General features: G+C 55.0%; 24 protein-coding genes. 15 read left to right on the top strand and 9 right to left on the bottom strand.

Annotated elements, in window-relative coordinates:
- Window positions 1-6: 6 nt before the first annotated feature.
- The 3 genes from G3574_RS03120 (at window position 7) to G3574_RS03130 (ending at window position 1,016) form a co-directional block, all read left to right on the top strand.
- Entirely contained in the window at window positions 7-372 is a 366-nt protein-coding gene (locus G3574_RS03120) for a hypothetical protein (protein WP_163960562.1), read from the top strand.
- A 75-nt stretch (window positions 373-447) separates the two neighbouring features.
- On the top strand, window positions 448-849 hold the full coding sequence (locus G3574_RS03125; RefSeq protein WP_163960563.1) for a hypothetical protein: 402 nt from the start codon (window positions 448-450) through the stop codon (window positions 847-849).
- Complete coding sequence (locus G3574_RS03130) at window positions 843-1,016, top strand: hypothetical protein (RefSeq protein WP_163960564.1); 174 nt, start codon at window positions 843-845, stop codon at window positions 1,014-1,016. The genes G3574_RS03125 and G3574_RS03130 overlap by 7 nt, the downstream gene beginning before the upstream one ends.
- A 49-nt stretch (window positions 1,017-1,065) precedes the next feature.
- On the opposite strand, the gene G3574_RS03135 is transcribed toward G3574_RS03130, so the two are convergent.
- Window positions 1,066-2,679 carry a methyl-accepting chemotaxis protein gene (locus tag G3574_RS03135; RefSeq protein WP_163960565.1) on the bottom strand — a complete coding sequence of 538 codons (1,614 nt, stop codon included), beginning with the start codon at window positions 2,677-2,679 and terminating at the stop codon, window positions 1,066-1,068.
- A gap of 265 nt (window positions 2,680-2,944) precedes the next feature.
- On the opposite strand from G3574_RS03135, the gene G3574_RS03140 reads away from it, so the two are divergent.
- The 4 genes from G3574_RS03140 (at window position 2,945) to G3574_RS03155 (ending at window position 6,403) form a co-directional block, all read left to right on the top strand.
- Window positions 2,945-3,985, top strand: coding sequence for a lambda-exonuclease family protein (locus G3574_RS03140; RefSeq protein WP_163960566.1), 1,041 nt, complete (start codon window positions 2,945-2,947; stop codon window positions 3,983-3,985).
- A gap of 113 nt (window positions 3,986-4,098) precedes the next feature.
- Window positions 4,099-4,791 carry a hypothetical protein gene (locus G3574_RS03145; protein ID WP_163960567.1) on the top strand — a complete coding sequence of 231 codons (693 nt, stop codon included), beginning with the start codon at window positions 4,099-4,101 and terminating at the stop codon, window positions 4,789-4,791.
- A 178-nt stretch (window positions 4,792-4,969) separates the two neighbouring features.
- Complete coding sequence (locus G3574_RS03150) at window positions 4,970-5,893, top strand: hypothetical protein (protein ID WP_163960568.1); 924 nt, start codon at window positions 4,970-4,972, stop codon at window positions 5,891-5,893.
- A 102-nt stretch (window positions 5,894-5,995) separates the two neighbouring features.
- Complete coding sequence (locus G3574_RS03155; protein WP_163960569.1) at window positions 5,996-6,403, top strand: hypothetical protein; 408 nt, start codon at window positions 5,996-5,998, stop codon at window positions 6,401-6,403.
- A gap of 623 nt (window positions 6,404-7,026) precedes the next feature.
- Here G3574_RS03155 and G3574_RS03160 read toward each other — a convergent pair.
- Entirely contained in the window at window positions 7,027-7,347 is a 321-nt protein-coding gene (locus G3574_RS03160; protein WP_163960570.1) for a hypothetical protein, read from the bottom strand.
- A 91-nt stretch (window positions 7,348-7,438) separates the two neighbouring features.
- Here G3574_RS03160 and G3574_RS03165 point away from each other — a divergent pair, with 91 nt between their 5' ends.
- Window positions 7,439-8,602, top strand: a complete 1,164-nt coding sequence (locus G3574_RS03165) for a GIY-YIG nuclease family protein (protein WP_163960571.1) — start codon at window positions 7,439-7,441, stop codon at window positions 8,600-8,602.
- 20 nt (window positions 8,603-8,622) lie between these two features.
- Here G3574_RS03165 and G3574_RS03170 read toward each other — a convergent pair whose 3' ends face one another.
- Window positions 8,623-9,564 (bottom strand): GIY-YIG nuclease family protein, encoded by a 942-nt coding sequence (locus G3574_RS03170; RefSeq protein ID WP_205609648.1) that lies wholly within the window; start codon window positions 9,562-9,564, stop codon window positions 8,623-8,625.
- 115 nt (window positions 9,565-9,679) lie between these two features.
- Between G3574_RS03170 and G3574_RS03175 the strand changes: the two genes are divergently transcribed.
- Both G3574_RS03175 and G3574_RS03180 read left to right on the top strand, forming a co-directional pair.
- On the top strand, window positions 9,680-10,594 hold the full coding sequence (locus tag G3574_RS03175; protein WP_163960573.1) for a hypothetical protein: 915 nt from the start codon (window positions 9,680-9,682) through the stop codon (window positions 10,592-10,594).
- Window positions 10,595-10,713: 119 nt separating this feature from the next.
- Window positions 10,714-11,244 carry a hypothetical protein gene (locus G3574_RS03180; protein ID WP_163960574.1) on the top strand — a complete coding sequence of 177 codons (531 nt, stop codon included), beginning with the start codon at window positions 10,714-10,716 and terminating at the stop codon, window positions 11,242-11,244.
- Window positions 11,245-11,648: 404 nt separating this feature from the next.
- On the opposite strand, the gene G3574_RS03185 is transcribed toward G3574_RS03180, so the two are convergent.
- Together G3574_RS03185 and G3574_RS03190 are read right to left on the bottom strand one after the other, a co-directional pair.
- The gene (locus G3574_RS03185) at window positions 11,649-12,362 is read right to left on the bottom strand and encodes a DUF6969 family protein (protein WP_328804713.1); all 714 of its coding nucleotides are present in this window, start codon (window positions 12,360-12,362) and stop codon (window positions 11,649-11,651) included.
- On the bottom strand, window positions 12,344-12,586 hold the full coding sequence (locus G3574_RS03190) for a hypothetical protein (protein ID WP_163960576.1): 243 nt from the start codon (window positions 12,584-12,586) through the stop codon (window positions 12,344-12,346). The genes G3574_RS03185 and G3574_RS03190 overlap by 19 nt, the downstream gene beginning before the upstream one ends.
- Before the next feature lie 217 nt (window positions 12,587-12,803).
- Here G3574_RS03190 and G3574_RS03195 point away from each other — a divergent pair, with 217 nt between their 5' ends.
- From G3574_RS03195 to G3574_RS03205, 3 genes are all read left to right on the top strand, one after another.
- Window positions 12,804-13,187, top strand: a complete 384-nt coding sequence (locus tag G3574_RS03195) for a thioredoxin family protein (RefSeq protein ID WP_163960577.1) — start codon at window positions 12,804-12,806, stop codon at window positions 13,185-13,187.
- On the top strand, window positions 13,187-13,915 hold the full coding sequence (locus G3574_RS03200) for a cytochrome c biogenesis CcdA family protein (protein WP_163960578.1): 729 nt from the start codon (window positions 13,187-13,189) through the stop codon (window positions 13,913-13,915). The genes G3574_RS03195 and G3574_RS03200 overlap by 1 nt, the downstream gene beginning before the upstream one ends.
- Before the next feature lie 71 nt (window positions 13,916-13,986).
- Window positions 13,987-14,535, top strand: a complete 549-nt coding sequence (locus tag G3574_RS03205; RefSeq protein ID WP_163960579.1) for an RNA polymerase sigma factor — start codon at window positions 13,987-13,989, stop codon at window positions 14,533-14,535.
- Window positions 14,536-14,609: 74 nt separating this feature from the next.
- Here the strand turns inward: G3574_RS03205 and G3574_RS03210 are convergent, their stop codons facing one another.
- The 4 genes from G3574_RS03210 to G3574_RS03225 form a co-directional block, all read right to left on the bottom strand.
- Window positions 14,610-15,695: an alkene reductase gene (locus G3574_RS03210; protein WP_163960580.1), complete on the bottom strand. Its 1,086-nt coding sequence runs from the start codon at window positions 15,693-15,695 to the stop codon at window positions 14,610-14,612.
- Between the two features lie 102 nt (window positions 15,696-15,797).
- Complete coding sequence (locus tag G3574_RS03215; protein WP_163960581.1) at window positions 15,798-16,472, bottom strand: haloacid dehalogenase type II; 675 nt, start codon at window positions 16,470-16,472, stop codon at window positions 15,798-15,800.
- Between the two features lie 68 nt (window positions 16,473-16,540).
- The gene (locus G3574_RS03220) at window positions 16,541-17,116 is read right to left on the bottom strand and encodes a carboxymuconolactone decarboxylase family protein (protein ID WP_163960582.1); all 576 of its coding nucleotides are present in this window, start codon (window positions 17,114-17,116) and stop codon (window positions 16,541-16,543) included.
- Between the two features lie 77 nt (window positions 17,117-17,193).
- A complete protein-coding gene (locus G3574_RS03225; protein WP_163960583.1) occupies window positions 17,194-17,766 on the bottom strand; it encodes a TetR/AcrR family transcriptional regulator in 573 nt (190 codons plus the stop codon).
- 651 nt (window positions 17,767-18,417) lie between these two features.
- On the opposite strand from G3574_RS03225, the gene G3574_RS03230 reads away from it, so the two are divergent.
- Complete coding sequence (locus G3574_RS03230) at window positions 18,418-18,624, top strand: hypothetical protein (RefSeq protein WP_163960584.1); 207 nt, start codon at window positions 18,418-18,420, stop codon at window positions 18,622-18,624.
- Between the two features lie 7 nt (window positions 18,625-18,631).
- On the top strand, window positions 18,632-19,051 hold the full coding sequence (locus G3574_RS03235) for a response regulator (RefSeq protein WP_163960585.1): 420 nt from the start codon (window positions 18,632-18,634) through the stop codon (window positions 19,049-19,051).
- Window positions 19,052-19,366: the final 315 nt, after the last annotated feature.

Consider the following 19,366-nt stretch of genomic DNA (forward strand, 5'->3'; position numbering starts at 1 on the left):
AGACAAATGCAAATTGGTACACGTCAGATTACAAAGACTGGTTTTCCAGGAATTGTGGCCTTCAACCTCGACGACACCGCGCCTGCGCGATCCTTGGTGGTCCAATCGTCAGTGAGAGTCGCTTTGGAAGCTTTGGCGCATTACAACGCTGACTTTATTGACCGTCACAAGCGGCATCTTTCGCGGTTTTTACTCGACCGGCGCTGCGATGGAGTACTGATATCCACGTCAATACCTGCGGACCTTGCAAACAGCTCCCCGCGATTCAACAACATCACACAAGCCACCTTATGGGTGTTGAAGAGTGATGATAAAAATGCCTTGGATCGTCTTGCGGTCGTTTCTTCCAAGCTAGGCGCCGTTCAGTACTAAAACTTCTTATTTTTTTCAGTGCATCTCATCCCGCTACGTCAATGGTTGGCGGCGCATTTTCTAAGGAGATGCAAGATGGAACTGTTCCTCAAGGAGTTGGATACGGCGCCGCTGGCGCTTTTGCTGTGGCTGTCGGGGGCACTGATGGTGATGGCCCCGAAGTTCATTTCGGATGCGGCGGTGTCGCTGTGGTCGCTGCTGGCGATCGCGATGACAGGTTTCCTGGCGTTCCAGGTCACCGGCTACGAGCACTTCCTGCCGCTGGAAGCCAAGATTGGCATCGTCGTCGGCACGCTGGTGTTCCTCGGCATGGTGATGGTCACGATCTGGAAGATGATCCAGCAGGAGAAACTGCAGTGGATCGAAGAAGAACGCGCCAAGGTGCACGCCTGGCGCATGCAGGACATGGCCCGTAGCGCTGTTGTCTATGACCATTTGCAGAGTGCTTCCGTCTCCAGCAGGAGGCGGTCATGGTGAAAATTCGCGCCAGCCTCGTTTGCTGCGTCGCCCGGATCTGCAATCGCAATCTGCGCTGCGGCGTTCGCACCGCTGAGTTGGGTGCCGTCAGTCACCAGCAGTATGGATCGGTGCTGGTGTCGATGCACCCGAAGTTGAGAGTCGGACAACCTGGTCTGACCCGTTGATCAAATCACCCGCATGTGCCACTGGCCATGCGGGTTTTTCATTGGCGCGTCAGGCATAGTGGGGAAGGGCGGGCATGCTCCGTGAACTTGCCGGCGCCGCCTGCGAGCCCAACGAGGTGCTGCGCGAATTGGCAAGCTTGAATACGCTCACTACTGCCGCCAGTTGCGCAGCCTGTTCCTGCATGGCCTCGGATGCCGCGGCCGCCTGCTCGACCAGGGCTGCATTCTGCTGCGTAACCTGATCCATCTGCGAGATGGCGGTATTGACCTGCTCGACGCCGGCTGTCTGCTCACGGCTGGCCTGGGTGATCTCGGCAATGATGTCGGAGACGCGGCTTACCGAACTCACGATGCTGTCCATGGTGGCACCGGCCTGGTTCACCAGCTTTCCACCGGCTTCGACCGTTTCCACCGACTCGGCGATCAAGGTCTTGATTTCCTTGGCTGCTGCCGCGCTGCGCTGCGCGAGGTTGCGCACCTCGGTTGCGACGACCGCGAAGCCGCGCCCCTGTTCGCCAGCGCGCGCCGCTTCCACCGCCGCATTGAGCGCGAGGATGTTTGTCTGGAAGGCAATTCCGTCGATCACCGAGACAATGTCGGCCACGCGCCTGGATGACGCATTGATGGCCGCCATCTTGTCGACCACCTGGGCAATGACGGCGCCACCTTCGGAGGCCACCTCCGCGGCCGAGCGTGCGAGGCTATCGGCCTGCTGCGCATTGTCAGCGCTGTGCTTGATGGTGGACGTGATCTGGTCCATGGACGATGCGGTCTCGCCTAGTGAACTGGCCTGTTCCTCGGTGCGCGATGACAGGTCCTGGTTGCCGGTGGCCAGCTCGGTCGTTCCATTGGCAATCTGGTCGCTGCCTGAGCGCACATCGGCGACAATCCGCGACAGGTTGTCGTTCATCTCCTTCAGTGCCGCTTTCAGTTGTCCGGTTTCATCCTTGGTCGTGGCATCGATTTGCCCGGTCAGGTCGCCCGTGGTTACCCGGCGCGCAAAAGCAACCGCTTCGGTGAGGGGACGTGTAATGCTGCGCGACAGGATGGCTGCCAAACACATGCCCAATGCAATAGCAATGACGGAGACCGTGATGACCATCGTGCGCGAGGTTGAGATGATGTCGTGCACCGAAGCGGTGGCCTCGGCCACCTGCTTTTCCGCCTTGGTAATCACGACGTCCATGTCGATAACAATCTGGCGGCGAAGCGGACTGCATTCCTCGACCAGGAACTTGCCGAACGCTTCCATCTCGTTCGCTTCCCGGTACTTGCGGGGCCGCTTGAGCTCGTTTGCCATCTTCATCAAGCCGTCGCTGACCTTGGCGAAGTCAGCGTCACCCGCATACAGCGGCGTAAGCTTATTGAGCGCATCGAGATAGAGTTGCCGCTGCTGATCCAGGATGGCCAACTCACGCTTTGCGTCGTCCATCTTTGTAAAGATATAGGCGTTGCGTGCTGCGATTCCTGTTTGCGCGAGCGCACCGCGCGCCTCGTAGAGCGGCTGCAGACGCTGGGATACCAGATGGGACTCTCGCGCCGCCGTTGCATCGATCGTCAACATGCGCATGATCGCAAAGGCAGACAACGCGACCATGAGCAGCAACAGCATTCCAAAGCCAAGTGTCAGGCGCGCACCGATTCTAATGTCTTGCAGTTTCATCAACAGCCCCCTCTTTATGTGTTATTAAACGGCTCCCAGCTTTTTAGTATCAAACGGCATTTATTCGCTTACCTTAATCCCATCTAAACCGGCCAATCCAACTATTTCCAAAAAAAAGTGAGTTGCGCGCAATTTTGTTGCACGGCTTGCGAATGGTAAGCAAAACGAACTAATTCTTTGTTTTCGGCACCGTTAATTTTTTGGATTCATCTCTCCTTGCAACGCCAACTTCGCGGCTGACGCCGCTTACACGCAAGGAGAACCCATGAAAATTATTAACATCCCACAGCGCACGCCCGCCTGGCACGACTGGCGCAATGGAGCCGACTTGACCGATGGCCCCCGCATCACCGCAACCTCTGCTGTCATCATCGCCGGGCGCTCGCCCTGGTCCACCCCGCACAAGCTGTGGCTGGAGATGACCAACCGCGCCGCTCCCCGCCCGGTGAATCCGGCGATGCGCCGGGGAACCCTGCTTGAACCGGTCGCTCGGCAGAAGTACATCGAGAAGACCGGCAACGACATCCACGACGTCTGCATCGAGAGCACGACCTATCCCTGGGTTGGTGCGTCGCTGGACGGCCTGTCCGACTTTGGCGACCTGGTCGTTGAAATCAAGGTGCCTTCCAAGGCCGATCACCAGCTCGCGCTGTCTGGCCGCGTGCCTGACAAGTATGTGCCGCAAATCCAGTGGCAGATGCTCGCCGGCGACGGTGCGGTCACCCGGGCGCATTATGTGTCCTACTACGAGCCAACAGAGGAAGAGGCGGCCGAAGGTATCGATGAGCTCGCCATCGTCGAAGTTCTGCCCGATCCGGCCATGCAGGAAGAACTGATGAAGCGCGCAACCGTGTTCCGGCAATGCGTCTTTGACGACGTGCCACCGGCCGGCAACGAATTTGAGGCCGCCGGTCATGCGTGGTTACTCCGGAAGCGCGAATTCGATACGCAGGAAGCGCTGCTGAACAAAGCCAAGGCCACGCTCCTGTCGCTTGCTCCGCCCAATGAAAAGAGCACTGCTGGCGGTGGCGTCATCGTTTCCCGGTCGGTGCGCAAGGGCAGCGTCGCGCATGACAAGGTGTACGCTCAGCTTGTTGCCGAAGGCCTCGTCACGCAGGAAAAGATCGATGAACTCATGGCGAAGCATACGGGCGAGCAGACGGCGTCGGTGTCGGTCAAGGCTGGCGCCGATGCAGAACGCGTGCTCAGTGAACTGGATGCCTCCCGTGCTGGGGCAGAGCCCAAGCTCAACGGGTTGGTTGCCGAGGCTGCAGAAGAAGTGGTTGCCGAAGTATTGACCTGGTAACTGCCTGATCCACATAGCCCTTCATCGCTTGCGCGGTGGAGGGTTTTTCTTTTCCTTCGCGCCGCATGTCTCGCCGCTTGGCGAATGGTCGCCAACATCACCATGGAGAAAACATGTCCGAAACAAAAGTAGTCTGTATCTGCGGCGCGTGCGGCTGGCAGGGAGCGCTCGAGGCGCTGGCCAGCATCAAACATCTGCAAAGCCGAGTGGAAGCAGGAGAAGTCATGCCCGCAGGTGAATGCCCGTGCTGCGGCCACGTCGTCCATCTGCCGACCGCGGCGATCCCGCCCCAGACGCTCGCTGGCGTCGGCGAAGCCATGCAACAGGCGGGCTGGGTTGTCGCCCGTGCGCCGGCGGACCATCCGTTGAAACTCGCGCTTGGCGGAAAATCGCACCCGGTATTCATCCGTGCCACGCCGACGGATTCGCGCCGGTCCAGTCCCTCATGGGCGAAGATTACGCTGGATCAGGTGTTTGTCGACCGGATCACGATGCTCAATGTCATCGTGGGGCAGGCCGGGATCTTGTCCCTGAACGAGTCCTTCACGGCCGAATGGGAATACGATGGCTCCGAACTCCTGATGGAAGGCATTACCGTCGATGCCGAAGCCTTCTGGCTTCACGCCCATCTGGCAGGACGCAACGCCCAGGTCGAATCCAACCCCGTCGAACTGGCTGACTTGTGCTTGCGCGTATCGGCAACGGATGACGGCCAACCGATTTTCATCGGCATCCGCGATGCGTGGACAAAACAGTCGTGTCTGGACTCGCTTGAGCAGTTCGAGCAGGCTGCCTTACCGGCATAAAGGTTGATTTCACGACAGGGGATCGCTCTGAACAAGAGCAGGTAGATCGGGAGTTTCCATAGTTTACGATTTGTTTTGATCCGCATGCCGCCATTCCCGATAGGGGTGGCGGCTTTTCTTTTTCTTGTCTTTGCATGTCTGGCGCCAGGCAATCCCGCCTGTAACCCATGGAGAAAACATGCAAACCAATCGCCCTACCCGCATCAACAGCGTCTTCGCCTCCGCAGCCATCCAGCAGGCCGTGCTGCTCAACTGCGAAAAACTCGACTCGATCAAGGCGAAAACCGGCAACCATTTGACCGATACCGCAAGCCGTGCGGCAGCCGAAGCTGCGCTGACCATGATGGCAGACTGGGAGACCGCGCTCGCCGAAGGCACTTCCCCGGCCGACCTGCCGGGCGAGGTAGACAAGGCCATCGCGCAACTGATCCAGTTCAGGCAGGATGTGGCGCGCGCGTACCGGCTTGACGCCGCGGCGCCGGCCCTTGAGCCGGTGTCAGACGGTTTTGGTCGCACCTTTGCCGTATCCCCTTCGGCTGAAGCGGTTTTTCTGCGCGCGGACACGGTCACGGTGATTGTGGAGCGGGAAGACGATGGCGTGGCCGTGAGTTTGACGCCCCGAGGTCTGCCATTTCAGGAAGTGTCGCGTGCGCACCTGTCGTTCGTTGACGTGGAAGCAGCAGTTGCCAAGGCATACGGCACGACGGTGGACGACGCCGCTGACTGGGCACATACCGAGCGTGGCATCGACTTCGCAAGCCAATCACTGGAAGAGCGCTTGTCCCTGATCCGGCAAAACGGCGCGTGCAACCCTGCGGACCGTGGTTTCCACCGGATCCCTGACGAGGCCGTGGAGCGTCACTTCCTGTCTGGGGCGTTCTTTGTCACCGAAGCGGCACAGACGGAAGTGATGGCGCTGGGGCTGGATAGAGTGCTTAGCTGGTTTAACCGGCCTGTCGCCGCTGCCCATGTCGGTCAGACGATCGCCATGGATGAATTTCCGCTACAGGCGTTTTTCGGCATGGACCAGGAAAAGGAAGGCGCCGAAGCGTTCTATGTCGCCATTTCCCTACTGAAGCCAGCAAACGCCCCGGCAGCTTGATCTCCGGCGCCAGCGTCCCTTTCCGGGACCTGGCGCTTTTTCTTTTTCCAGACATTTCGGCCGCTACGCCAATGAGGGCGGGTATTGTCCAAGGAGAAAGCTATGCAGGAAATGTATTTCTATAGCGCGGCCAAGCGCTGCGTCATCGATTCTATCCGCCCGGATGGCAAGAGCATGATTTCTGGTGAGACGTTTGAGCAGGTCAAAGCACGCGTTCCCGACGTGCAGATCTTGACGTTGGAAGAGGCTTCCCGCGCACTGGAGCAATCCGTCATCGACAAGGTAGTGACACCAATCACGGCTGCCCAGTTTGATGCAGCGCTGGAAGAACTGCCGCCCACCAAGTGGCGGGTGTATGGGGAGAGCGAATCGTTCATGTCGTCCGAGCCGATTTCCGGCCGGGTGACGACGATATATGTGCGGATTGGACGCGCCTATTTTGCGTTCGCTGATGTGTATACGTTAACGCACCAGCAGATTGTGGACAAGGTCAAGGCCTGTCTCCATTGATCCAACGAGCCTGCCATCTCCCTTTTGGAGTGGCAGGCTTTTTCAATACCTACGAGCTCCCAGTTATTCGCTGGCCGCGTGCGTTATAGGCTACCGTAGTCGCCTTTCCAGCTGCAATGCGAATGGCATTCGCTGAGTAAACCAGTTCGCCTCCGCAGCGGTGCTTTACAGTCACCCCTTGACCCGGTGAATTCCGATCAATTGCGTAAACGTCCGTTCCTCCACAAGACAGACATCTCGGCGGAAAAGCCTGCGAAGAAAAGTTCTCCAGGCGCTTGCGTGCCAATTCAAGAGCGCCTTTGGTAGGTTGCCCGATTGGATTTCCAAGAATACGCAGCAACATCCGGGTGAGTAATGACGCGCCGCGATAACGTTCAGTCTCATTACAATCTGCGTCGAAACATATCCTATCGTAAGGAACAAGTTGATAGGTGACACCATCACATGCGTTACACCATCCCACTCGTCTAACTGGTTCTTCGACTGGCTGACCTGCGTATTTGAATTTAATGGATCTGTTCAGGCCGCTCGAATGGCCGCACTTATTACAGGTCAGCCTGTATGGTGGTAAAGACATAGAAGAAGTTTTAGGGGAAAGGTAAAGCGATCAATTGGTGCCAGCATCAGCTATCTGAGGCTTCATCAAGAAGCGTCAGTGCAAATGTTCGCATCACGGTTGCTCTAGCTTCGTATGCCCGAAAGAAGTTAGAGGCTGCTTCAAGCTGTGCCTGGAGAAAAATCTCAAGATTCACGGGATCAGAGGGATCTGAAAAGAATTCGCCGGCCATCGTCTCCATCCAAACACGCTGCGCATCGGCCAGCGCATTTATCATCGCTCGCCTGGCTTCTGGAAAATTTTGTCTACCCATACTAGCCACTCCATTGAAAAGTCGACATCGGAAAAGTGTGGCGACTTTTTCTGGCGAAATCAAATTTTTGTCCATTTTTTTTCTGCTTTCAGCATGGACAAAAGTTTGCACATCCACGTGTTTTATGGAACGCTAATATATCTTTGAGTGCTGCGCGACAAACAACATGACCAAGGCTGAACGGGAAGCGGAAATAAGACGGGAACGGTTGATCACCAATTTTGTGCGCTGGATTGATTCGATTGTTCGAAGTGAGACGACGTCGGAATCAAGGAACAGAAAGCTTGAGTTCCTTTTTGAAGCCTATTCAAAAGCAGTCATTGAATTGCTGCAGTATTCGACGCAAGAAGAGACTGTTCAGTTAAGACATCACTCATCTCGCCTGCAACATAAATCTCGCGTCTTTCTTTCCGACTCAATCGCGGCGCCGCCGACCTTGTCTAAAAAACCGTCCATATCCACGCAAATCCCGGAAAGCGTTGGATTGGTCGATGTTCTTAAATTCGAATGTATACGGAAAATCCGACAGATGGTCAGAAAAGAAGCACTATACGGCGATAGTAAAGCGACAAAAAATGTTTTGGGCGCTCAGATTGACGCGTTCGTAAAAAGGCTACGCAATCATCCGGAACAGGAAAGGCTCGTTCTTAGCGTCGCTAAACGCCTAGACGATGCTTCGCTTCCCGCATGGCTTGACCCTGCCTTCATCAAAGACATCCCGGAATTCGCTGAACAATACCTCGATCTGACAAGCGAAGAAATAAATTTTCTTGAAAGACATGACATTGCAGCACATGAAGTTCTGGATGCGACACTGATGAATAGGCGAAGTTGGATGCGCGCGCTCGAACGGTTGTCGATGCAGGTTGCTTTGGTCCGCAGTCCTTGCAATCGCGGGCATCGCTTAAAACGGCGCGCTGGACATTGTGTGCAATGCGATTCTAAAGGGCTCAGCTGGCAAAGAAATCACAACACGCCAGGATACGTTTATTTGGCATACAGCGAAAGCGAGCGATTAATTAAAGTGGGAATAACGAAAAATGCGCCCCGGCAGCGTCTCAACGCTATTTCGCGAGGCTACGGCAAGGTGCGTGACTGGAAGCTTATTGACTTCGCATATTTCCCGATGTCAAAGGGTCGCATCGAAGAAAAATTAAAAGCAGAGCTGAAAGAATATCGGGAACAACGTGACTATCAACATAGTGGAAAAAAAACGAAAGCAACTGAGATATTCGATTTTCCGTTGGATGAGGCCCGCAGCATTTTCGAAGAGATTGCCAACCGCGAAGGCAGTCCGGTGATCTCAACAGAGCTTTACACCGACAATTAGCGTGGCTGGCTAAAGTCTCGTTAAGCTCTTCGCTCCTTTTTGGCGCCTCTAGCTTTTACGACCGCGCCTGCTCTTGCGATGCGCGTTCTCGCTCCAATCTTCGCTCTTGGTGATGTCATTGAATCAGTGGATGATGTCGTCTTAGGGTTCGGCATGTTCAGTACATCCTGCTGTGTCACTCGGCGTCCTCCTTGCGACCACTCGCCACTTAGTGCAGTCAAGAGGTGCTTGCGCGCTGGCTCCCGGCTTTGCAGCGAAATCTGCGTGTACTCATCAATCCTCGGGTGACGTGCGCTTCGTCCTACTTCAGGAATCCTCAGGTTTTTAATCGCCAAGCCTGCGGCCCTCCATGCTTCGCTTGGTGTTACTTCGAACCACTCAATGCTGTCACGCTTATCCTGCATTACGCGTTGTGCCTTGAACACTTTATGCAGTTCATGCTCAGCAAGCCTCGGCTTTTCCACTTCGAAAAAGAACATGACCTTGATCCCAGTTATCCCATACTTCTTGGCAAATTGCGTTGCTCGGTCCTGTGGGTGAGTCGTTGTTGAGCCAATTTTCACGAGGTTTGGTCGTTCCGGAGTCCAGAAACTATAGACCCATCCACATGATGGATTGTCTTTGCGGCTCCAAGAATTCTTGATCACGTTCCCCGTAAATTTTATCTGCCCCTTCTTCAAAGCTTTTTCAAAGTCGTGGGAGTACAGCCTTGTTGTTCCTTCGCAAGCGTAGCGTACCCAGGCACGTTCACTTTGTGCGAATGTATCGAGAGCAGACTGGCTGGGGTTTTTCAGAAAGGATTCGGCTGCCGCTACCATCGCATCGCCGAAAGGACGGGCGCCGGAAATCTTGCAATTGTTTTTGCGATTAACTATTCCTCTGTAAATGAGGTCCAACGGGTCAGTATCGGCCATGACTTTCTTTGACTCCAAAGATTTTCGGGCAGAAACATGGTAGTTCATTTTTGCAAATTAACAAGTTTTGTCAGGTACCTTGTTCCGCCATCTTGTGTAGTTTTTTCTGTCAGGACATCTCCAATTACCCTGCGATTGGCGCAGGCATTTTCTGGAGAAAACAATGGCAAACACCTATTTTGACGGCACAGGCATCCTGATTTTCGGGGCAAATGGCGGGGTCACGCCAATCATTGCAGCGATCTTTGCAGCGTACTCGGTCGATTCCGGTTTCCCGGTGGAGCAGGCAATGATCTACTGCGAGGCAGAGGGGAGCGACACACGCTGGCAATCGGTCAAGGAGAGCCTTATCGCCTACGCCGCTGACCAGGGCATCGAACTTGCCGACGACGCGGGCCTTGATGCCGTACTGAAGGCAATCGGCAGCAAGCTTGGCATCACCGATCCGGCCTTTGCCGGGTTTGTGGAGCGGCTATCACTCGAAGCCGGAGACGGCGAAACGGATGCAGACCTCGCGCCGCTGTTCCAACTGGCGCAGTGGTTCGATGACGGTCACAAGCTTGAGGGGATGCGCTGGGAAGGCGCCTGGCACTGCGACAAGATGCGCCTGTTCCAGTTCGGCGGTGTGGGATACTTCTGCAGCAACCGGGTGGACGTGTCCGAGGCCACAAGCGACATCAGCGGTTTTGGCCTGCACCTGGACGCGGCGCTTGCCAAGGGAGACAGGGACGCGGCGGCAGGCATCCTGCTGACGAAGACCAGGCGCTTGCTGGACTCCGTCACGGATGAGACTGTCCGAAAGGAGTTGGCCGCCGCGGTTGCCACGGGCTTGCTGGCACCGCAGCCGGCCGTGCAGATGGTTGTCATGCCCAGCCAGGACCAGGCATTGCTTGTCCATGGCGACATCATCGGCACGCGCGACCCGGACTATGGCGATCCCGATCTGCATGACCTCGCCGACCGGCTTGCCAAGGCCATGAAGACGACCGTGGTGCACACCGCCATTGACATGCCGGAGAACCACGATTGGACTTGGGGCGCAGTCATCGCCTCCCTTCAAGATCCGGTAACAGCCTGACCTACCAACCGCCCGCATGCGCCAACCGGCCATGCGGGCTTTTCTTTTTCCAGACTTTTTTCGTTCGAAACATCTCCTGCACTACGCAATCCGCGTGGCATTTTCCAAAGGAGATGCAAATGCAGCAAGCAACTATCCAGATCGTTCGCCGTGTCGAGACGATCCAAGACAAAATGGAGCGGGCAATCGCCACAATCCTTGACCTCATCCGCATCGGCACCCCCTGCTGTGCCGCCATTTCCGGCGGCAAGGACTCGACCGTCGTGGCGTTGTTGATGCTCGAGGCGATTCGTCGCGCCAGGGAACTCGGCCTGCCAGATGTTCCGCACCTCACAACGACGTCCGAGACAGGCGTTGAAAATCCCGCGGTAACATTCCATCTGCACGACTTTCTGGAGGATATCCGGCGCTACAGCGAGCAGCACCAATTAAACGTTTCCGTTCACACGGTCGAGCCATCCTTGGCTACCCAGTTTGTCGTGACCACCTGCGGCCGCGGCACACTGATCCGCACCCCGCAGTCCAGCGCCAAGAAGAAGAACGGCATGGGCGGAAGGGCGTGTAGCCGTTATGGTGACTCTTCTACTGTAAACAGTACACGGAGCTGCCCTCTGGCGATGCGCCGCAGGAGCAAGGACCAAAGCGTTTAGTGAAAGCGTCAACAAGTTAGTCGCAAAAGTGCAAAAAACAGCGTGTTGTTTACACATTCAATGGCCAAGAGCCTGACTCACTGCGTGTGAATGTATTGATCGATTTTCCGCATGGAGGCTTACGCTGCTATTGGCGAACTGGCCGCTCCAAGGAGGAAAGCGGACCTCGCCCAAGAAAAGTTGACCGGCAGAAATCGACCCCAAGCTGACACTGCAACGTTCCGTTACCTGCCGTTCAATTTCGCATTTTCGTGGCGGTATCCAACCAAGGCGTTTTACATCGCCGCGACGCAATAACGCCTCCTGCGCTGGCTGTACACGGACAACCGAATGGTGATGCGTATTGGCCAATTTGTGGCAGGAGAACTGGGAATCAATCCTTGGTTGCTCTTTAAGCCCGTTTTCTACATGATCGCGACTGTTGCTAGTTTCTTGTCCAGATCAATATGGACTTCCGATAGTAATTCCAGCGATTGGTCGAACAACTTGTCTGGTCCTTGATGTCTACGCAGGACCTCATCGCGTCGCCGCAGCAATTCCTGCAGCTCCGGAGCACACAGTCGAACGACCGACTCGATGACCGTATCAATATCAGCATGCCCTGTATTCAGATTTATCGATTGGAGCAATTCGAGGGTTAAATCTGCTCCCAGCATCAAGTCACCCGTTACCCAGCTGTTGACGGTAAACAGGGAAATCGGTATCCCTTTCGCGTCGAACCCAAGGCCGACTAGGTGACGCGTCTCAGGGTTTTCCTGGGGATTCCCGCACAACATGGCAAACGCCCCCTCCGATCCTAACCGTAGTCTTCTGCCCCAGAGCGGTTTTCTTGCAAACAGATGGATATGCCCATGTTCGCTCGTAACCTCTCGATCGGCAGGACTGTGCGAGTGGTAGAACCATTGATAGCCGCCTGACTGGTCAATTGCGTCCGCTTCTGGGTAATGCGCCCACTGCCGCGGCGGGGTTCCATCTAGCAGGTTTCCCAGTAGGTGTTCGCCCTTTTTGGCCAAGTTCGCATAGGTTTCGAGCAGACGGAAGGCTGCCGCCGGTGCGGCAGCAGCGGTTTCCGGGCATGGTCGCCGTTTTTTCACGGAGCCTAGTTTTTGGGTGCGCACTTGTTGGCGCCGCACTTGGGAGCGCATTTATTCGCGCCGCACTTGCCGTCCTTCTTCATGTCATGCTTTTTCGCATGGCACTTTGACGCGCACTTCGCCCCGCACTTCGCCATCGCGCTGGGTGCGCACTTCGCGGGTGTTGCGGCTTCTTCGGCAGCGGCGGGCAAGGCAAGGGTAGCGGCAGTCAAAGCGGCCAGCGACGCCATTTTCAGGTTGGTTTTCATCGATTTATCCTTTTCAAGTTGTTGGATGAGGATAGTCCTCACCCGCTAAGAGGCGGTATCTCCGCAATCGGGTTCGCGCCGGGAAAAACTTTTTTGCATTCCCCGGCAGGGGCGCAGGAAAAATTTTGCAAAAATAGGGATGGCCGCGAACCGTTTTGCCTGCCAACCGCCTCTTTGCATCAAACGATCCGTTTCTGTCCTTCAAAAGGAGAATTGCATGAAAAAGCTGAACATACTTGCCGTCGCATTTACTTTCTTCACAGCAATAGCCTCGGCTGCCGATCCTGCGCCATATACGCAAGCGACATTCGACAAGCTGGCCAAGGAGGGCAAGCCGGTCGTGGTGGATGTGTCAGCGACCTGGTGCCCGACCTGCAAGGCCCAGAAGCCCATTGTGGAAGACTTGTCGAAACAAGCCCCTTACAAGGATGTGTCAATCCTAATGGTGGATTTTGATGCTGACAAGGCGGTGCTCAAGCAATTCAAGGTTACATCGCAGAGCACCCTGATCGCATTCCAGGGGGGGAAGGAGACAGGCCGCTCGGTTGGCGATACCTCGCCGGCCGGGATCGAGACCATTTTCAAGAAGGCGGCTAACTGATGGAGTTTGGGCTTGGCTCCTATGGCTTTGGCCTGCTCGCCGGACTGTTGTCCACGTTGTCGCCATGCGTGCTGCCTATCCTGCCGATCCTCTTGGGTTCGGCGACGGCGGAGCACCCTCGCGCGCCACTGGCGCTGGCCGGCGGGCTGGCGATGTCATATGCCATTATCGGAACCCTGATCGCATGGGCTGGATCCGCTGTTGGCTTTGACGTCGGTATTTTTAGAAGCATGGGAGCCGCGCTATTGGGCGTGCTGGGGCTTGTATTGATGTCGCCGCGCCTGCAGCAGCGATTTGCTTCTGCCACCTCTGGAATCGGGGATGCTGGCAACAATGTTGTGTCCCGGCTCACGCTCAACGGCATCGGCGGGCAGTTTCTCATCGGCGTGACCCTGGGTGTTGTTTGGAGTCCTTGCGTTGGTCCGACACTCGGCGCGGCCATTGTACTGGCCAGCCAGGGTAGCCACTTGCTTCAGGCGGCATCGCTCATGGGGGTCTTCGGCGTTGGCGCAGCCATGCCGGTCATTGGGCTTGCTTACCTTTCCCGTACCGCACTGATGAGGTCGCGTGGCAAGCTCATGCAGGCGGGCAAAACCGGCAAGCTGCTCATGGGAGCCGTCATGCTCGCCATTTCGATCATGATTCTCTCCGGTGCCGACAAACCGGTTGAGACATGGCTGGTGGAGAATTCTCCGGCTTGGCTGACTGCGATGACGACGCGCTTCTGAAACCGCCTTGCTCGAAGACTTGCGTCCTGTTACCGTCAATGTGAACTGAATATCAGTGAAAGACAGCAACCATGGAAGCCAACACGGTGGAACGCGAAAACCTCATCCTGGCCGCTCAGACAGGAGATCAAGCGGCGATCATGCGACTGCTGGCAGTTTGTCAGGCGGATGCCCGACGTTATGCCCGCAGACATTGCCATGCCAGTGACATCGACGACGCTGTCCAGGAATCGCTATTGGTCATTTCTCGTAAGGTATCCGGACTCAAGGCCGCCGCAGCTTTTTCTGCCTGGCTGTTCACAGTGATCAAGCGCGAATGCCGAAGGCTCGAACGCATGATGTTCAGGCACGAACCGCTGGAAGCGGAGGTTGCAGACCAACAGTTGGCAGCACGCACGGACGAGGCATTGAGGGTAGATCTCGCCAATGCGCTTGAGTCCTTGCCTGCGCACTACCTCGAAGTGGTGCTGCTGCGGGATTTCGAAGAGCTGACGATCGCCGAAATCGCTGAGCGTCTGGACGAACAACCCGGAGCCATCAAGAGCCGTTTGCACCGGGCAAGGGAACTCGTTCGAGAATACATGCTTGGCCCCGACACCAAGCAACCCCTTGCCGGCTGATTCGAAAGGCGGCTCACGTTCTCCGAGCCACCCTTGTTATTCCGCCAGCAAAGGCCAAACCACCATTTGTCTTCCTATTCTGTCACGGCATGCAACGGCGGATAGTCGTCGTAACCTTCTGACCCGCCCGCATAAAACGATTCCTCGCGCGGACGATTAAACCCTGCGTTCAAGCGAAGGCGTTCCGGAAGGTCTGGATTGGCGATGAATAGCTTGCCGAATGCAATGAAGTCAGCGTCGCCATTTTCAATTGCGGAAATCGCGCTCTCGCGTTCGTACCCGCCATTGGCAATATATGCGCCGTTGAATATGTTGCGCAGCTTGCCGAAATCAAAGCCGGTGTTTCGATCTTCCACTACGTGAAGATAGGCCAACCCATATGCATTAAGCTGTTCGACGATCGCCTCAAACGTTTCCTGCGGTTTGGAGTCCGCAATGTCATTGAATGGGTTCGTGGGAGAGAGCCGCACGCCCACCTGGGCAGGGCTCCAGACTGACAGAACTGCTTCCGCGACTTCCCGAAGAAGCCGGCCACGATTTTCTACCGACCCGCCATAAGCGTCGTCGCGTTTGTTCGTCCCGTCTCTGAGGAATTGGTCAATCAGATAGCCATTGGCGGCATGGATCTCCACACCATCGAAGCCAGCTTCCTTGGCGTTGGCGGCCGCGCGACGGAACTCTTCAACCAAAGCCGGTAATTCTTCCGTGGCAAGCGCGCGCGGCGTCACGAATGGCTGCATGCCTTGTTCGGTATAGATTTCTCCGGCTGGCTTGATTGCGGAAGGGGCGACTGGGAGATTGCCATTTCCCAGAGTGATGGGATGCGAGATCCGGCCGACGTGCCACAGTTGGAGAAAAATCTTGCCCCCTTGCTCATGGACTGCTTTCGTCACCAACCTCCACCCGGCGATTTGTTTGGCATCGTGGATACCGGGCGTTTTCGGATAGCCTTGGCCTTGCGGGCTGATTTGTGTTGCTTCGGAAATGATCAATCCGGCGGAAGCGCGTTGCGCATAATAGCGAGCGTTGAGTTCATGCGGAACGTTGCCGGCCGCTGCGCGGCTGCGAGTCAGCGGCGCCATCACAATCCTGTTTTTAACCGACAAGTCGCCAAGTACGGCGGGTGCGAATAGCTTTGCTGCGTCTTCAGAGGATTTCATATGTTATGGGAATGAGTAAAGAGAATTGAAGTAAGCGATGCGAGGCGTGCAAGGGTTGCGCCAGATTCATAGAAGCCGCCACTTGCATCGCAATGTCGTGTGCTATTGGTCAGTGCTGATGATTTTCCGCGCTAGGGCGAGCAAATCCTGATCAATGATGTCGGGCTGCTGACCCACAGGCAAAGATGCGTTTCCCGGGCGGGTCAGCAAAGCCGCCTTCCACCCTGCCGTTAGTGCGCCCAAGGTATCCCACGTATGCGCTGCGACAAGCCGTAGCGTGCTGGCATCAGCGCCGAGTGCCGAGGCGACACTTGCATAGGTTTCAGGAGCAGGTTTGAAACGTCTGACCATATCGACCGAAAATTGCCTGTCGAAATATTGATGCAGGCCCGCTTTCTGGAGAACCGCCCGGCCGGCGTCGGGCGCAGAGTTCGTTAGCGTCACCATGCGAAAACCTGCGTCCCTAAGCAATTCGAGCGCGGGCACGACATCCGGATGGGCTGGTAGGCGACTCATATGATCTTTGAAGTCATCTATATCTCCTGGCGCGATGGAGATGCCTCGGATTGCCGCGACCATGTTGAGCACCGCAACAGCAAGCGAACCGAACGACACGTACTCTCCGCTTAGCGTTAAGGCCTGCGAATAAAGGATGAGCTCCGAAAACCACTGGCGCATCACCCGTGCGTCGCCAAAAGTGCGCGCGAAAAACGGACCAAGAATCTCGATGTCCAGTAAGGTTTCATTCACATCAAACACAATCACGTGCTGGCGCATTCTAGTTTCTCCAATCTTGGCTCTGTCAGTTGTAGGTGTTGGTATTCACCCAGAAGACTTCTTTCGACTCAGACTGCGGGTGCCCAGGCATGCCCCTCGAACTTGGCATCAAGCGCGGGGTGGAACAGGTGATTGGAATAATTACTGATCGTCTTCACCGCGATTGCCAAGATAATTTCCAAGGCGTTCTTCTCCGAATACCCAGCAGCCAGGAACGTGGCCAGTTGTTCTTCGGTTGGTTTGCCATGAGACGCGACCATTACCTGGGTAAATGTTCTCAAGGCAGCTAGCTTGGCATCTTCGATCGGGCCATCGTAGCGTACAGCTTGTACCGCTTGCTGCGGCGTCTTGGACACTGCCTCTGCAATGAAGCTGTGCGCGGCGACACAGTACTTGCATTCATTGGCGCGTGCGATGGTAAGAAATATCAGTTCTTGCTCGGCTGGGGTAAAGCCGGATTCACGGCGAAAAAGCTGGTACCCGTGCAAATAGGTGTCCAGCAGCGCCGGTGCGTTCGCCATGCCGGCGTACATATTGGGAATGCCGCCTGCAGATTTTTTGCCAGCTTCTAGCACCTCTTTAGTACGGCCTTCTGCCGTGTCCAGATTCGTCAATGGCAAAGACAGTTTTGCGACATGATTCATGAAGAGCCTCCTAGACAATGAATGATGAGTGAAAATGCATCCTTTTTGGACTAACACGTCCAAAATTGATAAAAAAATTATCCCCCGATGCCAGACAGCAAATTTTCAATAATGGGTTGGAGCTGTTTTCCAGTAAAACCGCTTTTGGCCAACACGCGCAGCCCGGAAATGCCCGCAACGAATATAAAAGCGCGTTCTGCGGGAACGATGTGTGGCCCAATCTCGCCATTGGCCTGTCCCGCACGAATGACTTCTTCAAAGGCCTGAATCATTCCGTTCAACCCTGCCTTAACATGGTGCTGCACGTCCAAGTCACGTATGCCCAGCTCCGTCGCCGTGTTGACCAGCAGACACCCACGGCCAGCGCTGTTATCGCATGCGACATCGAGCAACAGTCTACGTAGCTCGGATTGTATGTCTGCTTTTTGTGTCATCCGGACGACACGGGCGCGTTGCGCTTGTGCGTAGTGGTCAAGCGCCTCCAGAAACAACGTCTTTTTGGATCCAAATGTGTTGTACAGGGAAGACTTGGCCACACCCATAGCATCGGCCAGCTCAAGCGCAGGCAAGGCTTGATAGCCGTTAAACCAAAATGCTTCGACCGCAAGTGCGACTGCCTCAGCTCGATCAAATTCTAATTGCCTGCCCATGAATGAAGGAATGCCATTAATTTGGACCGATTGTACCAAAATAACAATTTGAATGGAAATAGCTGCTTGCTAGACCAATCTTTTTTCAAGAAAGCGCACGTCGAATGAATAAGGACAGTTTTAATTTTCGCAACCTTAATTGAATATTCGCAGAGAACAGCACCAAAAAATTATGCTCGTTTCATGAATACATTGCGTTTATGAAACAGCACTGCGGCCAATTTAGGGAATAAGAAAAACTTGGCCGGATGACAAATCAGTTTGAACAGCAGAAATTGAATTTGAGTAAAAATGGTCTGCTTTTGGCCGATTGCTGTCCGTCAATTTCATCCTTCGAAAGTCGGCTAACTGGCGCAAAGCTGCCTGTCGCTGGGAAATCTTGACAGGCAGCAATCGGCCAATAGCAGTCATTTGAGATGCTTTTCAATCCCAGCATCGACTTTCAGTAGATTTTTGTTTACATGAAAGGTTTACCCGTGTATTGGTTGTACTAGAGACAGGTTTGTCTGCACGGTATGCGATTCCACAGATAACGCCTCCCACCTAACACGTCAGATTTCCGGCCACTGTCGCTGCGGTACACCTCGCATGTGAGTGATCGTCTACCCGAATCTGAAACGGTTCCTTGCTTCGAGCTTTGGAGAACGTTTCATGCACCCTCAGTCCGGCCACGATAATCTTCCGTACTTCCTTGGACAATTTGCTATCTACGCCTCCAGTCTTTATGCGGCTCGTGAAGTCTTCGACAAGATCGCCAGCGACGATACAGTCGGATCCTACGGCACTGCAAAGACTGTATATGGCGAACAGATCTCCTGGAGTCTGGTCGGCAAGAAACTCCCTGCGGCCAAGCTATAATCGCGCCATGACCAAACATCTCCTGCTCATTGAAGACGATGAAGTCGCGGCTTACGTCACGCTCAACGTTCTCAAGGCGTGTGGCTTCATCAATGTCGTCGACTTGGTGCGCGATGGAGTGGAAGCGATGGCCTACCTGACTTGCCAGGGTATTTATTCCGATAGGAAATCAGGCAATCCTGCCCTCATTTTGCTTGACCTAAAACTGCCTGATCTCGATGGTTTCGAAGTCCTTAAGCAGATACGGACTCTTCCGGCTTTATTTGCCATCCCGGTATTCATCCTCAGTGCTTCAGAGACGGCAGAGGATATGTACCGAAGCAACTTGTTAGGAATCTCGAAATATTTGGTCAAGCCGTTGAATATGGACGAATTCGGCGCAGAAGCTTCAAAAGTCCTTAGTTCCACGCCACCTCAACTTCATTAAGATCCATATCGCTCGTCCTAGTTGCCTTGACCAGACAGTGCAACGCCGGAATGGCTTCCCATCTACTCCTATTCTAAGACAACCCTGTTGAGTCACATGCTTCTTAGAAGATGCTCAACGCGTCCGGACTTGCAGCATCGGTCGAGGTCACAGGCACTGGCCGAAAAGCAATCGGGTTTTCTATCTGTACGGGCCTGTACGCAAACGTTCAAACAGCCAATCTATCACTCATCGTTTCCGATCCGAATTTTCCTGGTCTGGATAGATTCGAATTGTCCAAACTCATTCGTCGCAAACCTGCCTTGCATGTCATTC

The organism is Noviherbaspirillum galbum, assembly GCF_010974945.1.
In the GTDB taxonomy this organism is placed as follows: domain Bacteria; phylum Pseudomonadota; class Gammaproteobacteria; order Burkholderiales; family Burkholderiaceae_D; genus Noviherbaspirillum; species Noviherbaspirillum galbum.

Coding starts and splice junctions, on each gene's coding strand:
- G3574_RS03120 (WP_163960562.1), top strand. CDS start 7: ATGCAAATTGGTACACGTCAGATTACAAAGACTGGTTTTCCAGGAATT.
- G3574_RS03125 (WP_163960563.1), top strand. CDS start 448: ATGGAACTGTTCCTCAAGGAGTTGGATACGGCGCCGCTGGCGCTTTTG.
- G3574_RS03130 (WP_163960564.1), top strand. CDS start 843: ATGGTGAAAATTCGCGCCAGCCTCGTTTGCTGCGTCGCCCGGATCTGC.
- G3574_RS03135 (WP_163960565.1), bottom strand. CDS start 2,679: ATGAAACTGCAAGACATTAGAATCGGTGCGCGCCTGACACTTGGCTTT.
- G3574_RS03140 (WP_163960566.1), top strand. CDS start 2,945: ATGAAAATTATTAACATCCCACAGCGCACGCCCGCCTGGCACGACTGG.
- G3574_RS03145 (WP_163960567.1), top strand. CDS start 4,099: ATGTCCGAAACAAAAGTAGTCTGTATCTGCGGCGCGTGCGGCTGGCAG.
- G3574_RS03150 (WP_163960568.1), top strand. CDS start 4,970: ATGCAAACCAATCGCCCTACCCGCATCAACAGCGTCTTCGCCTCCGCA.
- G3574_RS03155 (WP_163960569.1), top strand. CDS start 5,996: ATGCAGGAAATGTATTTCTATAGCGCGGCCAAGCGCTGCGTCATCGAT.
- G3574_RS03160 (WP_163960570.1), bottom strand. CDS start 7,347: ATGGACAAAAATTTGATTTCGCCAGAAAAAGTCGCCACACTTTTCCGA.
- G3574_RS03165 (WP_163960571.1), top strand. CDS start 7,439: ATGACCAAGGCTGAACGGGAAGCGGAAATAAGACGGGAACGGTTGATC.
- G3574_RS03170 (WP_205609648.1), bottom strand. CDS start 9,564: ATGAACTACCATGTTTCTGCCCGAAAATCTTTGGAGTCAAAGAAAGTC.
- G3574_RS03175 (WP_163960573.1), top strand. CDS start 9,680: ATGGCAAACACCTATTTTGACGGCACAGGCATCCTGATTTTCGGGGCA.
- G3574_RS03180 (WP_163960574.1), top strand. CDS start 10,714: ATGCAGCAAGCAACTATCCAGATCGTTCGCCGTGTCGAGACGATCCAA.
- G3574_RS03190 (WP_163960576.1), bottom strand. CDS start 12,586: ATGAAAACCAACCTGAAAATGGCGTCGCTGGCCGCTTTGACTGCCGCT.
- G3574_RS03195 (WP_163960577.1), top strand. CDS start 12,804: ATGAAAAAGCTGAACATACTTGCCGTCGCATTTACTTTCTTCACAGCA.
- G3574_RS03200 (WP_163960578.1), top strand. CDS start 13,187: ATGGAGTTTGGGCTTGGCTCCTATGGCTTTGGCCTGCTCGCCGGACTG.
- G3574_RS03205 (WP_163960579.1), top strand. CDS start 13,987: ATGGAAGCCAACACGGTGGAACGCGAAAACCTCATCCTGGCCGCTCAG.
- G3574_RS03210 (WP_163960580.1), bottom strand. CDS start 15,695: ATGAAATCCTCTGAAGACGCAGCAAAGCTATTCGCACCCGCCGTACTT.
- G3574_RS03215 (WP_163960581.1), bottom strand. CDS start 16,472: ATGCGCCAGCACGTGATTGTGTTTGATGTGAATGAAACCTTACTGGAC.
- G3574_RS03220 (WP_163960582.1), bottom strand. CDS start 17,116: ATGAATCATGTCGCAAAACTGTCTTTGCCATTGACGAATCTGGACACG.
- G3574_RS03225 (WP_163960583.1), bottom strand. CDS start 17,766: ATGGGCAGGCAATTAGAATTTGATCGAGCTGAGGCAGTCGCACTTGCG.
- G3574_RS03230 (WP_163960584.1), top strand. CDS start 18,418: ATGCACCCTCAGTCCGGCCACGATAATCTTCCGTACTTCCTTGGACAA.
- G3574_RS03235 (WP_163960585.1), top strand. CDS start 18,632: ATGACCAAACATCTCCTGCTCATTGAAGACGATGAAGTCGCGGCTTAC.